Source organism: Actinomadura sp. 9N407 (genome assembly GCF_044326315.1).
Classification (GTDB): domain Bacteria; phylum Actinomycetota; class Actinomycetes; order Streptosporangiales; family Streptosporangiaceae; genus Spirillospora.
In genome coordinates this window covers 1-13,396 of the sequence record NZ_JBIRAW010000027.1, presented here as the reverse complement: position 1 = coordinate 13,396, position 13,396 = coordinate 1, and the positions used below count along the sequence as shown (strand labels likewise).

15 protein-coding genes and 1 pseudogene are annotated in these 13,396 nt (G+C 67.8%); 4 read left to right on the top strand and 12 right to left on the bottom strand.

The genetic code is table 11. The features are described from left to right. The first annotated feature begins 732 nt into the window (after positions 1–732). The gene (locus ACH34Q_RS33220) at positions 733–2,451 is read left to right on the top strand and encodes a DUF222 domain-containing protein (protein ID WP_395987083.1); all 1,719 of its coding nucleotides are present in this window, start codon (positions 733–735) and stop codon (positions 2,449–2,451) included. Between the two features lie 282 nt (positions 2,452–2,733). On the opposite strand, the gene ACH34Q_RS33215 is transcribed toward ACH34Q_RS33220, so the two are convergent. Both ACH34Q_RS33215 and ACH34Q_RS33210 read right to left on the bottom strand, forming a co-directional pair. Continuing rightward, positions 2,734–2,943 carry a DUF397 domain-containing protein gene (locus tag ACH34Q_RS33215; protein ID WP_395987082.1) on the bottom strand — a complete coding sequence of 70 codons (210 nt, stop codon included), beginning with the start codon at positions 2,941–2,943 and terminating at the stop codon, positions 2,734–2,736. Beyond that, positions 2,940–3,692 carry a helix-turn-helix transcriptional regulator gene (locus tag ACH34Q_RS33210; protein WP_395987195.1) on the bottom strand — a complete coding sequence of 251 codons (753 nt, stop codon included), beginning with the start codon at positions 3,690–3,692 and terminating at the stop codon, positions 2,940–2,942. The genes ACH34Q_RS33215 and ACH34Q_RS33210 overlap by 4 nt, the downstream gene beginning before the upstream one ends. 200 nt (positions 3,693–3,892) lie before the next feature. On the opposite strand from ACH34Q_RS33210, the gene ACH34Q_RS33205 reads away from it, so the two are divergent. Next, the gene (locus ACH34Q_RS33205; RefSeq protein ID WP_395987081.1) at positions 3,893–4,339 is read left to right on the top strand and encodes an ATP-binding protein; all 447 of its coding nucleotides are present in this window, start codon (positions 3,893–3,895) and stop codon (positions 4,337–4,339) included. A 200-nt stretch (positions 4,340–4,539) separates the two neighbouring features. Further along, entirely contained in the window at positions 4,540–5,082 is a 543-nt protein-coding gene (locus ACH34Q_RS33200; RefSeq protein ID WP_395987080.1) for a DUF4240 domain-containing protein, read from the top strand. On the opposite strand, the gene ACH34Q_RS33195 is transcribed toward ACH34Q_RS33200, so the two are convergent. The 3 genes from ACH34Q_RS33195 to ACH34Q_RS33185 all read right to left on the bottom strand — a co-directional run bounded on the left by ACH34Q_RS33195 (position 4,991) and on the right by ACH34Q_RS33185 (position 6,728). Next, positions 4,991–5,347 (bottom strand): MBL fold metallo-hydrolase, encoded by a 357-nt coding sequence (locus ACH34Q_RS33195; protein ID WP_395987194.1) that lies wholly within the window; start codon positions 5,345–5,347, stop codon positions 4,991–4,993. The two genes, ACH34Q_RS33200 and ACH34Q_RS33195, sit on opposite strands and share 92 nt — an antisense overlap. Before the next feature lie 267 nt (positions 5,348–5,614). Then, positions 5,615–5,860 carry a hypothetical protein gene (locus ACH34Q_RS33190; RefSeq protein WP_395987079.1) on the bottom strand — a complete coding sequence of 82 codons (246 nt, stop codon included), beginning with the start codon at positions 5,858–5,860 and terminating at the stop codon, positions 5,615–5,617. Between the two features lie 238 nt (positions 5,861–6,098). Further along, complete coding sequence (locus ACH34Q_RS33185; RefSeq protein WP_395987078.1) at positions 6,099–6,728, bottom strand: class I SAM-dependent methyltransferase; 630 nt, start codon at positions 6,726–6,728, stop codon at positions 6,099–6,101. Positions 6,729–6,873: 145 nt separating this feature from the next. Between ACH34Q_RS33185 and ACH34Q_RS33180 the strand changes: the two are divergent. Next, positions 6,874–7,225, top strand: a pseudogene (locus tag ACH34Q_RS33180) (transposase); the annotation flags it as partial. A gap of 227 nt (positions 7,226–7,452) precedes the next feature. On the opposite strand, the gene ACH34Q_RS33175 reads toward ACH34Q_RS33180, so the two are convergent. From ACH34Q_RS33175 to ACH34Q_RS33145, 7 genes are all read right to left on the bottom strand, one after another. Continuing rightward, positions 7,453–8,076, bottom strand: coding sequence for a class I SAM-dependent methyltransferase (locus ACH34Q_RS33175; protein ID WP_395987077.1), 624 nt, complete (start codon positions 8,074–8,076; stop codon positions 7,453–7,455). 305 nt (positions 8,077–8,381) lie between these two features. Further along, positions 8,382–9,200, bottom strand: coding sequence for an SDR family NAD(P)-dependent oxidoreductase (locus ACH34Q_RS33170; protein ID WP_395987076.1), 819 nt, complete (start codon positions 9,198–9,200; stop codon positions 8,382–8,384). Continuing rightward, a complete protein-coding gene (locus ACH34Q_RS33165) occupies positions 9,190–9,696 on the bottom strand; it encodes a nuclear transport factor 2 family protein (protein WP_395987075.1) in 507 nt (168 codons plus the stop codon). The genes ACH34Q_RS33170 and ACH34Q_RS33165 overlap by 11 nt, the downstream gene beginning before the upstream one ends. 7 nt (positions 9,697–9,703) lie before the next feature. After that, a complete protein-coding gene (locus ACH34Q_RS33160; RefSeq protein WP_395987074.1) occupies positions 9,704–10,597 on the bottom strand; it encodes an LLM class F420-dependent oxidoreductase in 894 nt (297 codons plus the stop codon). A 40-nt stretch (positions 10,598–10,637) separates the two neighbouring features. Further along, positions 10,638–12,176 (bottom strand): FAD-dependent oxidoreductase, encoded by a 1,539-nt coding sequence (locus tag ACH34Q_RS33155; protein WP_395987073.1) that lies wholly within the window; start codon positions 12,174–12,176, stop codon positions 10,638–10,640. A 13-nt stretch (positions 12,177–12,189) separates the two neighbouring features. After that, positions 12,190–13,095 carry a VOC family protein gene (locus tag ACH34Q_RS33150; RefSeq protein WP_395987072.1) on the bottom strand — a complete coding sequence of 302 codons (906 nt, stop codon included), beginning with the start codon at positions 13,093–13,095 and terminating at the stop codon, positions 12,190–12,192. 146 nt (positions 13,096–13,241) lie between these two features. Then, positions 13,242–13,394 (bottom strand): hypothetical protein, encoded by a 153-nt coding sequence (locus tag ACH34Q_RS33145; RefSeq protein WP_395986792.1) that lies wholly within the window; start codon positions 13,392–13,394, stop codon positions 13,242–13,244. Positions 13,395–13,396: the final 2 nt, after the last annotated feature.

The following is a 13,396-nucleotide window of genomic DNA, read 5'->3' as shown; positions in this document are numbered from 1 at the left end:
GATGGCAATATCCGGGCCGGGCCAGACGCCGTCCGTTGAGCCCCGTCCGTTGAGCCCCGTCCATTGCATCCCGCCCGATGAGATCTTCGTAGAGACCCTCGACTATTCGGGTTCTGATTCGGGTTCTGGTTCCGGTTCTCTTCTGATCAGGCCAGCGGCTTCGTTGGTTTTGCCAGTCGAGAGCCACCGCCAGCGAATAGCCCCCTGCCTCTGAGGTGGTCATCCCACGGTGGGATCCGGGCGCTGGTGGTCGATCTCAGCTTTCACTTTTTGGTGGTGCTGTAGGCGGGTGGCTGCGGTAACCACTGCGGCTGATCGGAGATGCGCGGGTGTGCTGGTGGCGGGCGTCACGTTGGTTGCGGTGGTGGAGGTGTGGAGTAATGCTGGAGTGGGCGAAGGCAGCTGCGGGGTTGCTGCGCTGATCAGCACCGCCTATCCGCACAGAACCGCTGGATAGGCGGTGCCGTCTTTGGGCTGGAGCGTCGGGCGCATTTCCTCGGCCTTGATGCTTGGAAATGGGAGCATTCCACCATTGTTCAGAAGTTGTATTAATCCGACATAAGGCCCTTTATTTGAGGCGAATGATGTTGGAATAATGGTGGCTGTCGATCACACGTTCGACTATGATGGAAGGAGTCGGAGAGGGGGAATTCAATGGACGGCGCTAAGCCTGTTATCGATGCAGTGGAATGCGGCGTCCGGCGGCTTGGTGATATTCCTCCCGGGCCGGAGTTGGCGGCCTTCCTGTCCGACACTGACCGGCTATGCGACCTGGACGACTCCGAACTGATCGAGATGATGGCGGCGGCACGTCGACAAACCGCCTGGGCGCAGGCCCGCGAGTTGGCCGCGATCGCCGAACTCACCGCGCGGCGGCACATCGAGGATGAGCGGGAGCCCGATCACCGGGTGCTTTCGGCCGGTGAATCCCTGATCGAGGAGATCGCAGCCGCGCTGACCGTCACCGGCAACGCCGCCGCCACCCTCATGCACACCGCCGAACGCCTGGCGCACGCCCTGCCGGGCACCCGTACCGCCCTGGAACAGGGTCGGATCGACCTGCTCAAGGCTCGGGTGATCTGCGATGCCACCGACGGCATGCCCGACCACACCAGCACGCGGATCGAGACCGCTCTGCTGGAGCATGCCGCCGAGCGCACCACCGGGCAGCTGCGGCGTCGGGCCAAGAGCCTGGCTCGCCGGCTGGCCCCCGACCTGTGCGACGAACTGGCCGACAAGGCCGGGCGCAAGCGGCGGGTAGAGGTGTGGGACAACGCCACCGGCACCGCCGCCTTGGCCCTCCTGGACATCACCGCCGACGATGCCCACGCCATCCACGCCAAGATCACGGCAGCGGCGTCCGCGATGCGGACCGACGGCGATCCTCGCCCCCTGGACCAACTGCGCGCCGACCTGGCCACGCTGCTACTACGCGGCCACCCGCTACCCGACGCCATCACCGCCTTGATCACCACCGCACCCTGCGACGTGTCTGGTACGGCCCGTGCGGATGCTCCCCCGTCTCCCGCCCACCACGCCACGCACCACCAGAGGCGCCAGTACGGCGACGACCTGGATAGGGCAGGAGACCGCATCCCGGAACGTACGGCGTCGGCGATCATCGTGGACGCTCAGGCGCAGCCCGAGCCGGGCACCGGGAACGGGAGGCGGGCTTGGCAGGAATGCCACGTCATCACCGGACCGATCTCCAGCACGCAGACCCGACAAGGCCGCTTCATCCTCCGGCTGGGACCCCCGAGGCCCCAGCGCCCGAGACCTCGGCGCCCTGGAGACAGACAGCGCAGTGATCAGCAGCCACCTCTCACGCTCCAGGCACCCGCAACTCCGCGACCATCTTTCGCCGAGGAGCGGCCAGCTCTCACGCGCCCGGCACCCCCAGCTCCGCGACCATCTGGCGCGGAGAAGCAGGCGCCTCTCGCAGAGAACCAGAGCGGTGGTACGGCGGGTACGCCCCTGAGTATCGCGCCACGGGCTGGCGATGACGATGAGCGGCACGTCGTCGAGGGTGCGAGCCCACAGCAGCACCTGCTGCGAACACTCGCCAACGACGCCGAACTGCGGCTGTCCGCCCTGCGTGCGCGGCTACGCGCCACCGGACAGCTCGCCGACCTGCCCGAGCTTGCCTCCCAGGCGGTACGGGATCTGCACCGCAGCCTGGTGCCGTACCGCGATTCCTGGTGCGACACCGACGAGGCCGGGCGCCACGGCCACCCGGGCTACCGGCCGCCCGCCGCGCTCCGGCGGATGATCGAGGCGCGTCATTCGTCCTGCGTTTTCCCGACCTGCAACCGCCGCGTCCAGCACTGCGACCTCGACCACACCATCGCCTACGACGCCCACGGACCGACCTGCGGGTGCAACCTGGCACCCCTGTGCCGCCGCCACCACCGCACCAAGCAGACACCCGGCTGGTGGCTGTTCCAACCCTAGCCCGGACTCCTGGTCTGGATCACCCCGTCGGGCACCTGGCACATCGTCCACCCCGAATGAACACCGGGACCGACGCCCGGCACACCCTTCGTCCCGCCCGTGTGGTGTGGGCTCTCCCGCTCTTGGGAATCGGGGACGGCTCCAGTGATCAACTGCCACCGTGATCAACTGCCACCGGTCATGAGACTGATCGGCCGATAGGGCCGGGACGAACGATGGCGCCCGAGGCGAACGGTAGGCGAAGAGGTCCGCTCGGGGGGAGGGACCTCTTCGCCTCAATCGCTACAGGTCAAGATCTCCGGACTTGATGCGGCCGACCAGGCTCGCCAGCTCATCCCTGGCAACGGTCAAGTGCGGGGCGGAGGGGTTCTTGCTGTCCCGGATCCCCACGGCAAAGGCGTTCAGTGCGGCCAACTCGACGCATTGGCCACCCTCTCCCCCGCTGTAGCTGCTCTTACGCCACTGCATGACCGGCATCTCCTTCACGCTCATAACGACTCCATCAGCGTTCGGATCAGAGTCTCCGAATCGGCCACAGTCATGGCTCGTTCCCTGATCAGCTCGAACCCTACTGCAAGGTCGGTTACCTGAGTGCCTGCCTGGATGAGGCGGCCGCCGCCTCCCACGCTTTCCTCGTATCCCATATCCGGCTCGTCATGGAAACTGAGGACGGTGAACGAACTCTCTGGGTAGATCGGAGCGTCACTCGGGACGACATAGATCGCCACGTTTGGTTCTTGGAGAAGTTTGAGAAGGTGCGCGAGCTGCTGTTTGGTCGTCTCCCTATCTCTGACCGTCTTACGAAGAACTCCTTCTTCGAGTAGCACCACCAGATTCGGCGGCGACTCCCGTCGAAGGATCTCCTGTCGCTCCAGTCGTGTTGCGACCAGTTCTTCGATCCGATCCGCTCGCTTTCCTGCCCGGAGGACCTCCCGGGCGTACGCTTCGGTCTGGAGCAGCCCGGGGATGTAGTTCTGGTTGTACATCTTGATCCGAGAGGCATTGTTCTCCTCCTCGATGTACTCCCAGAAGCCCGGAGGCAGGCCGACCTCTTCGGCGATTCGCGGGAGTAGCGCCTCGAAGAACTTCGGGACCGTGAAGACGTGGTCCATGGCCACGGACAGCTTCTTGTTCGGTCGCCGCTTCTTGGACTCGACGAGCCCGATGAACTTTCCGGTGTATCCGACCTTCGGGCCGAGGGCCTCCTGGGAGAGTCCGGCCGCGTCCCGGAGACGGCGCATATGGAACACGTACAGATCGTGAAGTGAAGCCATGGGGTCTATATCCGGCATAGTAGACCTTCCGGACTATCTACAGTCGATTGTAGGTGACCGTAGGTACGGGGGGCATTTTGTAGGCGCTGTTCTCTATCTGAGAGTAGCCGTTCCTCGGAAGATGTGTCGTGGAAGCACACACATCTCATCTGGGGAGTGAGCGGGAGATGACAGCCGCACCGACGACCGATTCGGCCGTGACCAAAGACGTACTCGCGACCGGTGCATCAGTCGGCCTCGCACGCTCCCTCGTCTCCTCGTTTCTGCACGCACGAGGTATCAGCGGAATCATCGATGCCGCGAGCGTGATCGTGACCGAATTGGTCACTAACGCCGTGAAGATCAGTCGTGAGCCGGCCTCCACCGTCCGCATCCACCTGAGCGTGCGAGGCACCGATCTCTGGATCGGCGTGCTGGATCTCGCCGAGGGGAGCCCGGTCAACCGGCTACCGGTCGCGACGCTGGACGAGATCGACGCGTCACGCTCCGAGGTGTTCGGCGGATGGGGCCTGATGCTCGTACAGGCTTACGCGGACCGCTTCTGGATCGAACCAACAAGCGAAGGAAAAGGAAAATGGGTGTGCGCGGCGATCATTGTACGGAGTTCGGCGTGATCCCGGCCGGCAGGTATGCCTTGGACCTCTACGTCCCGATCCTGGTCGGGATCATCCTCGCCATGGCGATCGGAATGCTTCTCGGATCATCACTGTTCGCCAAGGGCTGTGATCATTCAGAGCCTGCACCACGCGGGAGGCGATAGGGCCGGCATGGCCTGCGAGCGTGGGATGTCATCGTGGTGCAGTAGGTTTCCCGCATGACCGAGGATGGCTTCTGGGAAATCGTTGAGGCGTGTCAGGCTGCGAGCCACGGAGACTTCGCTGAGCAGGTGCGGTTGCAGCGTGCCCGACTGATGACACTTCCCTTGGACGAGCTGGTGAGCTTTCAGTTTCTTTGGGAGGCGATCGAGGACCGTGCCTTCACTTGGCCGGTCTGGGATGCCGCGGCGTTGCTTCTGGGCGGCTGTGGCGACGACTCCTTCTGCGACTTTCGCGCCTGGCTCATTGGCCAGGGCCGCCAGGTCTTCGAGCAGGTGGTGAACGAGCCGGACCGGTTGGCGGAGGTGGCCGACCGGTGGACGGACGTCACCCATTCTCATGCCGAGACGTACGGGCTTCAGATCCTGTCGGTCTATGAGAAGCGCACCGGGTCGTATCACATGCCGGAACAGGGAGACCCGGGCCCGTTGAACCCCGCTGGGGTGTCGGTCAACGTTGGGGACGAGCGCATCGCGCGAGCTCACTTCCCTCGGTTGGCGGAATTCTGTTTCGGCCCGGGCAGGGATAGCTTTTGCCGATGATGTGAGCGACGAGACGGCGGCGATGGGCGGCGGATCGAACGGGGTCGTGGTCGAAGACAGCGGACCATTCGGGATGGTCGCCCTGGATCGGCGAGTGCATGGCGTCGCCGAAGGCGATCAGCCGCTGTCCGCCCGAGGTCATGACGTATTCGGCATGTCCGTGCGTGTGACCGGCGGTGATCCGCATCCGTACACCCGGGAAGATCTCCTGGCCATCGGCCACGGTCCGGATGTGCGGTGCCAGGCCGGCGACCTCCTTGGTCATGCCCTGCGCCTCCAGCAGTTCGCGCTGTGCCCATTCCGGTTCGGACACCAGGTAGTCGGCATGCGCGAATGCGGGCCGGTCGGTGCCAGGTGGGGATGCCAGGCCAGCCGATGTGATCGGGTTGCAGGTGGGTGATGGCCACCGCCTCGGTCTCCTCGGGCCTGCGACCGAGTTCGGCAAGCCTGTCCAGGAGCACACCTCCGTGGATCGCGCCGCGCGGGCCGTCCGGCGCGGGCGGCCAGGACTGCGGCCCGAAGCCCGCGTCGATCAACAGTGCGCGTCGCCGTTCTCCACCAGCAGGCCGGCGATGCTCGCCACCAGGTCGCCGGACTCGTTCAGGAATTCGGGTCGGGTGGCCCACACCTCGCTGGTGGTGTCGGGAAACAAGTCGCGTGCTCTGAGGTGCACCGCCCCGTCCGGTACGTAGGACACCCTCATGTCACCCAGCTGCACCGAACGGATACCCGCCTGCTGCTTCAGCCGCTCGCCCTGGTCAACGGCGGTGTACGCCATGGTCGCTCGCCTTTTAGGTATCGGGTCTTCGTCGCGTCGCCCGGAGGCACCATAAGCATCAAGACTTGCTTGAGCAGGCCCTCGTCCGTCCATGACTTGACGTCGGCAGGGCGGCCGGCATCTAGAGCGGGAGACCGTACTAGGGCCTGTCTGACAATTCCAGTCGGATCAGCGAGCGTCCGCCGAGCTGGCAGTCCGGAGGTGCGCCGACCGGCTGGCGGGTATTGCCGGGCAAGACCTACGATCGGCGGGCCAGCAGATGAGCGTCGAGGAAGCCTCGCTCGGAGGCCGGATCGTGGAGCAGCCGGGCGAAGGGAACGAGCCCGGCATCGGCCAGCAGTTCAGCGAGGCGATCCGCCGGCCAGCTGTAGGCAGGCGCCACCTTGTGATCGAACCGGACCGGTTCTTGTCCTTCGGTCCCGAAGAAGGAAACCAGGAGCAGGCCATCCGGCGCCAGGACGCGTACCTGCTCGGCGAGCAGCTCCGGCAGTTCTCCCGGAGGGGTGTGGATCATCGAATAGCGGGCCAGTACGCCGCCGAGCGCGCCGTCCTCGATCGGAAGGGACTCCATCCGCGCCTCCTGGAAACACAGCGCCGGATGGGCCCGCCGTGCGTGGTTGACCATGCCGGGGGAGAGGTCGAGTCCGAAGGCGTCCAGGCTCAGTTCGTGCAGCATGGCCGTCAGATGTCCGGGCCCGCACCCGACGTCCGCTGCCCGCAGGTTGCCCGTCGCGCGCACCAGTTCGGCGAAGGTGCCGATCATGGCCCGGGCGAACGGCTGTGTCTCCAGCCGGTCTGCGAACAGCGATGCGTACAGCTCGACGACTCCGTCGTAGGCCGCACTGGTCTCGTCCTGATGGTTCGCCACGGGTAGGACTCTATAGCCAGTCTGATAATTGATCTTGTGGCCGGTCGAGGTGAGTTGACGGATGCGGCATGGGAGCGAATAGAGCCCTTGTTGCCGCAGGTGGACGGACGCGGACGGGGACGAACTGGAAGATCCGGGCCGCTCGCAGGCGCACCAGGTCCTCGACGGGATCCGCACCCCGCGCGCCGGCACGGGCCGCCCGCGCACGACACCGGACCGTGTGCCGGGTGACAAGGCATACTCCAGCAGGGCCATCCGCCATCTGCTGCGGCGTCGGGGCATCGCCGCCACGATTCCCGAGCGCCGCGACCAGGTGGCCAACCGCCGCCGCCGAGGGCGCCGCGGTGGCAGGCCAACCCGCCTTCGACACGGAGATCTACCGCGACCGCAACGTGGTCGAACGATGCTTCGCCCGCCTCAAGCAGTTCCGTGCGATCGCAACCAGGTTCGACAAGGTTGCGGACCACTACCGCGCGGGAGTTGTCCTGGCCTCATGATCCTCTGGCTCCGTGAAACGGCCAGGTGATCATTTGTCAGACAGGCCCTAGCGCCCTTGGCCGAACCAGGATTCGGCTTCGGAATTCCGGGATCCGTGGAGGAACGCATGAGCGAAGCGGCATCGGCGGCGCCGGGCCGCCGTCGCGATGCTCCGCTTCCGTCCGCGCGAACGTAGGCGCGGCCCTCTCATGACCCGTGCGCCTGCCCACAGGTCCTGCCGGCTGGATCATGTTCGATGTCGGCGTGCCCAGAACAGGGCATGGCCGCTGTCGCCTTCAGGGACGAACCGCTGGTCGGTGACCTCTAGGCCGCTCTGATCCAGCCAGGACCGATAGGTGGTGGCGTCGGTCTGGCTCCACCACATGGTGGCGGGACCGCCGAGCCAGCCGTCCTGGGTGCCGGTCCAGGCGTCCTGACCGGTGGTCGCCAGCAGCCGGCCGCCGGGACGCAGCCACCGGGCGATGTCGTCCAGGAGGCGGGGCTGCCGGTCGAGCGGCATGTGGATCAGCGCATAGAGGCAGACCACGGCATCGAACGATTCATCTGGAAGGTCGAGTGCCGTGGCGTCCGCGCGAATGAAAGTGGCGTCAGGGACCAGCGACCGGGCTCGTTCGATCTGAACGTCGCTGATGTCCACGCCGGTCACCTGGTGCCCGGCGGCGGTGAGGCGCCGGGCCACCGGAACGCCGCAGCCACATCCGATGTCCAGGACGTGCCCGCGTTCGCCCAGACACGCCAGGAGGTCGGCCAGCCAACGGTCATACTGCTCGGTTGTGTCGTCGTCCTCACGGTAGTGGCGAGACAAAGCGTTGTAGCCGGAGCGGACGAGATCGGACGGGTCTGTGACCATGCCCCACAGGCTATGAGCCCTCACCAAGCTCACGTTGACTCGTGGCGTGTTGGCCGCCACGGCCGATGCCACGGGGCGAACACGCCACGAGTCAACGAGGAGAGGGCGCTAGGGCTTGTCTCACAGTGGCCTCAGCCACCGCGCGAGCGCGTTACCTGGCCGGTGAGGCGACGCCGGAGGCGAGCCTCATCCGGGCAGATCGCGAAGCGATGCCGCGCTCGCACAAGAACCGGTCACGGAACGAGCCGCCAGGCGAGTGCAGTGGGCCGGGTCTTTGGAAACACAGCCGGGTCTTTAAGACACGTCTAGGCCCTGTGGGGGCGGTTGGTCCAGCCTTGGTCGTCGGCTCGGACGAACCAGCCTGAGGCGGCCAGGGTGCCGCCGTCCACGGGGATGGTGTGGCCGGTGATGAAGCGGGCGTCCTCGGAGGCCAGGAAGGCGACGACGGCGGCGTAGTCGTCGGGTTCGCCGAAGCGGGCGAGCGGGACCCAGGTGTGTTCCAGGCCCTCGTCGTAGCCGCGGCGCATCCATTCGACGGGGGTCTGCTCGGTGTTGGCCAGGTCGGGGGCGATCGCGTTGACGCGGACGCCGTGCCGGCCGGTCGCGACGGCGAGGCTGCGGGTGAAGGCCGAGACGCCCGCGTTGAACGCAGCGTAGACGGGGTGCTGCGGGATGCCCCGGAACGCCTCGACGGTGGAGTTGTTGACGATGCTGCCGTAGCCCTGCTCGATCATGGTGGGCAGCAGGGCGTGGGTGAGCTTGAAGACGTGCAGCAGGTTCAGCTCGTACAGCCGCTGCCATTGGTCGGACGTGCTGTCCTGGAAGCTCTTGGCCGCAGGACGGAAGTCGCCGACGTTGTTGACCAGCACGTCGATGCGGCCGGCCTCGCGGGCGGCCTCGGTGATGCGGGCGATGGTGGAGTCTTCGACGACGTCGCCGATGACCGTGACGGCCTGGCCGCCGGACGCGGTGATCTCGGCGGCGGTACGTTCGGCGGCCTCGGGGTCGATGTCGTTCAGGATGACCAGGTCACCGGAGGCGGCGAGGCGGCGGCTGATCGCGCCGCCGATGCCCAGCGCGCCGCCGGTGACCACGCTGACCCGTGCCTTCCGGTCAGGTGCCACTGCGCCACTTCCTTACGGAACGGGTCTCGATCCAGTCGATCTGGAGCTCGCGGCGCGAGATCCGCCAGGTGCCCTCTTCGAGCCGGTACGCGTCGGTGTAGCGCAGGTGCCACACCAGGTCGCCCGGCTTGCCCGGCTCGCGTTCGGTGAGGTGGTGGGCGACGCACGCGACATGGCCGGTGGCCGTGCTGGGCTCGGCGCCCGCGTCGAACACCTGGCCCGCCAGGGCGTGGAACGTGATCGGGATGTCGTTCAGCGACGAGAGCGACGCGGCGATCTCGTCCCGGCCGGTGGACGTGAGCACCGGGCCGAGGTCCTTGGGCGGGTTGGGCAGAACGAGCACCGCGTCCTCGGTGAACAGGCCCTTCAGGCCGTCGAAGTCGCGATGGTCGGCGTACAGGGCGTAGCGGGCGACCAGCTCGCCGAGTGCGAGCTGGTCGACGACACCCAGGGTCCCGTTGAGGTGGGACGCGCCGCTGGGATGAGCGGGGGTCATAGGCCGGTCACTCCGAGGAGCCGGCGAGTCCGAGGCGTTCGGCGCAGGCCGACAGCTCGTCCTTGGCCTCGTTCAGGTCCTTGGTCACGTTGCCGCGCAGGACCAGGCGGCCGGCGCCGATGGCGGCCAGCTTGCCGGCCTTCTCCGGGGTGACCGCCGCCAGCGAGTGGCCCAGCGTGAGCTCCAGGGCCTCCGGGTCACGGCCGTTCTTCTCGGCCTCGTCCCGCATCAGCGTCACCAGGTCGCGCAGCTCGTCCCCGGCCACGCCGAGCGGCTGCAGGCCGTCGCCGTACCGGCCGGCGCGGCGTGCCGCGGCCTTGCTGTGCCCGCCGATGTGGATCGGCACGCCGCCCTTCTGGACCGGCTTGGGGTAGCTCATCGCGCCCTTGAAGCGGAAGAACTCACCGTCGTGGTCGGCGCCCGCGGGGGCGGAGTCGTCCCACAGCTTGCGCAGGACCTGGAGCTGCTCGTCGCCGCGGCGGCCGCGCGCGTCGAAGTCCACGCCGCACGCCTCGATCTCCTCGCGCATCCAGCCCATCCCCACGACCAGCCGGAGCCGGCCGCCGGACAGGGCGTCGATGGTGGCCAGCCGCTTGGCGAGCACCACCGGGTGGTGATTGGGAAGGACGAGCACGCCGGTGGCGAGCCCGATCCGGCTGGTCCTGGCCGCGAGGAAGGCCAGCAGGTCCAGCGGATCGGGGATGTCGAGGTCGTCGGCCAGCTCCATCTTCCCGGACTTGTCGTACGGGTAGACGCTGGAGTAACCGCTCGCCACCACGGCGTGCTCGACCGCGCCGACCGACTCGTAGCCGCACGCCTCGGCGTGCTCGGCGTACCCGCCGATCCACTCGGGATCGGCCGTGACGCCCGCGGCCACGGGGAGCAGGACGGCGTACTTCATTCAGGGTCCTTTCAGTGCTGCAGTGCTTCGGTGCTTCGGATCATCCGGCTGGTGTGGCGGGGGCTGTTGTGGCGGTGAGTGCTGCGGCGGCGCGGCCGGCGCGGCGGCCGAAGAACGTGCCGTCGCCCAGCGAGGTGCCGCTGATGTAGCCCTCGCCGTGCATGCCGGACGCCGCGCGCCCCGCCGCGTACAGGCCGGGGAGCGGGGTGCCGGAGTTGTTCAGGACCTCGCCGTCGATGGTGGTGTGCAGACCACCGAGGGTGAAGCCGGAGGCACCGGTCCCCTGGGCCGTACCGCCCTGGTTGAAGAAGCCCGCGCGGGGGTCGACCGCCGCGAACGGGGACTTCAGCGGCCGGAGCCACTTGGGGTCCTTGTGGAAGTACGGGTCCTCGCCCTTTTCGGCGTGCCGGTTGTACGTCTCGACGGTGGTCTCCAGGGAGCCGGCGGGCATGCCGAGCGACTCCTCCAGCTCCGCGAGGGTCTCGCAGACGTGCGCGGGGCGCATGCCCCAGCGGTCCGCCTCGGCGATGTCCTCGTAGCCCTCCTCGTCGATGATCGTCCAGTACGGGCCCGGCTGGTGCTTGACGGCGTGCACGCTCCAGTGGCCCGGGTAGACGTCCTCGTTGAGGAACCGGCGGCCCAGCCCGTCCACCAGCATCCCGCGGCAGACCATGGCGGGCACCGCGGTGAGGGCGATCTCGACGACCGACATCCGGCGGGTGGCGGCACCGATCGCGGTGGCCATCCGGATCCCGGAGCCGTCGTCGAGGCCGTCGCTGACCTTGCCGTGCCCGAGCAGCAGCGGGGCGTGGTCGGCCAGCATCTCCTCGTTGTCGACGAAGCCGCCGGTGGTCAGCACGACCGCCTTGCGGGCCCGGTACGTGACGGTCTCGCCGTACTTGCGCGCCACCACCCCGACGACCCGGCGGTCGCCGTCCAGGACGAGGTTGGTCGCCTGGGTGTCGCCGTGGGTGATGGCGCCGGCCTCGGTGGCGGACGCGACGAGCTTGTCCATCATCACGTTGCCGCCGAAACCGGCCGCCGGGGGCCGGTGCCCGCGCGGGACGGGATCGGCCACGGTGTTGTACGGCCAGGAGTTCTCGCCCAGCCACATCAGGCCGTCGTTGGTGAACGGCATCCACGTCGGCTTGTCGAAGAAGGACGGCTCGAACGGCACGCCGCGCGCCTTGAACCACTCGAAGTGCTCGACGCTGCCGTCGCAGTACAGCCGCAGCTTCTCGGTGTCGGCGTTGGGGCCGAGCGCCTTCTCCAGGTAGGCGTACATGTTGTCGGCGGTGTCGTCGAACCCGCACGCCTTCTGGATCTCGGTGCCGCCGCCGAGGTACAGCTCCCCGCCGGACTGCGCCGACGAGCCGCCCGGCCCGCTCGCGCGCTCCAGCACCAGGACGTCCGCGCCGGCCTCCGCCGCCTCGTACGCCGCCGCGGCACCCGCGCAGCCGAAGCCGACGACCAGCACATCGCATTCGTGGTCGAACCCGTCGATGTCGCCGATACCGATCGGCTCGACCGACGCGCCCGCCTTGCCTGCCTTACCAGCCTTGTCCGCCTTACCAGCCACAGAGCTCACCCGGTCACTTCCCGGGAGGGGTGAAGGCGGCCAGGGGCTCGGAGCCGGACCAGTCGTGGCCCCAGTAGCTGTCGGCGGTGATCTCTTCGGCGGTGTAGTGGGACTCGTCGACGAGGGTGCCTTCGCAGCCGTACTCGATGTCCCAGCCGCCGGGTGCGCGGACGTAGAAGGAGACCATCTTGTCGTTGGTGTGGCGGCCGAGGGTCGAGGAGATCGAGAAGCCGGACTTCTTGACGGTGTCCAGCGCGATGCCGACCGCGTCGAGGGTGTCGACCTCGACCATCAGGTGGACCAGGCCGGGGGCGCCGTCGTGCGGGGCGGGGCAGATCGCGATGCTGTGGTGGCGCTGGTTGATGCCCATGAAGCGGATCCGGACGCCGGGGCCGACCTTCATCGCGCCGCGTGGCAGGAACCCCAGGACCTCGTTGTAGAACGCGGCGGTCTCGGCGAAGTTGGGGGTGGGCAGGACGACGTGGCCCATGCCCATCGCGCCGGTGACGAACTTCTGGCCGTTGCCGGTACGCAGCGGGCTGTGGTCCAGGACCGCGCCGTGGAACACCTCGACGGGGGTGCCGCCGGGGTCGGTGAACGCGATGACCTCTTCGGCGTCGCGCTCGGTGGCCTCATCGGCGGTCAGCGTGGTGACGGCCGTACCGGACTTCTCCACGGCCTCGCGGACGGCGGCCAGCGCGTACTGGTCGCGGACCTCCCAGCCGACGGCCAGGACCTTGTCGCTGTCGCCGGGTACCAACTGCAGCCGCGAGCGGCGCTCGTCCATCCGCAGGTAGAGGCCGTTGGGGTCGCTCCCCTTGCCCTCGGCGAACCCGAGCCCGTCCAGCGCGAACTCGCGCCAGCGATCGATGTGCTGCGTCTGAACCTTCAGGTAGCCGAGCCCTCGGATCTGGGTCACTGTCCGTCCTCGATTCGATCCGTCGGTGGGGCGGCCGGGCGGGCGGCCGCCGTTCTGGTCAAGCTGCCAGGGCAGCGAAGGCGCCGCCCCCGCCCTCCCGCTCAGTGAGAGTGGGCGAAAGGGGCAGGGGCGTGCCGAGGGGTGGGTCAGATCATGGAGCGCATCGGGCCCTGTGGGGGCTCGATGTCCAGGTCGGTCAGGGAGGAGACGTGGTAGACCGAGCCGGGCACGTGGATGGCGTGCGCCAGGCCCATGTGCGCGTCCCGCCAGAACCGCTGGATCGGGTTGTCGCTGCGCATCC

Coding starts and splice junctions, on each gene's coding strand:
- ACH34Q_RS33215 (WP_395987082.1), bottom strand. CDS start 2,943: ATGAGCGTGAAGGAGATGCCGGTCATGCAGTGGCGTAAGAGCAGCTAC.
- ACH34Q_RS33210 (WP_395987195.1), bottom strand. CDS start 3,692: ATGCGCCGTCTCCGGGACGCGGCCGGACTCTCCCAGGAGGCCCTCGGC.
- ACH34Q_RS33205 (WP_395987081.1), top strand. CDS start 3,893: ATGACAGCCGCACCGACGACCGATTCGGCCGTGACCAAAGACGTACTC.
- ACH34Q_RS33200 (WP_395987080.1), top strand. CDS start 4,540: ATGACCGAGGATGGCTTCTGGGAAATCGTTGAGGCGTGTCAGGCTGCG.
- ACH34Q_RS33195 (WP_395987194.1), bottom strand. CDS start 5,347: ATGACCAAGGAGGTCGCCGGCCTGGCACCGCACATCCGGACCGTGGCC.
- ACH34Q_RS33190 (WP_395987079.1), bottom strand. CDS start 5,860: ATGGCGTACACCGCCGTTGACCAGGGCGAGCGGCTGAAGCAGCAGGCG.
- ACH34Q_RS33175 (WP_395987077.1), bottom strand. CDS start 8,076: ATGGTCACAGACCCGTCCGATCTCGTCCGCTCCGGCTACAACGCTTTG.
- ACH34Q_RS33165 (WP_395987075.1), bottom strand. CDS start 9,696: ATGACCCCCGCTCATCCCAGCGGCGCGTCCCACCTCAACGGGACCCTG.
- ACH34Q_RS33160 (WP_395987074.1), bottom strand. CDS start 10,597: ATGAAGTACGCCGTCCTGCTCCCCGTGGCCGCGGGCGTCACGGCCGAT.
- ACH34Q_RS33145 (WP_395986792.1), bottom strand. CDS start 13,394: ATGCGCAGCGACAACCCGATCCAGCGGTTCTGGCGGGACGCGCACATG.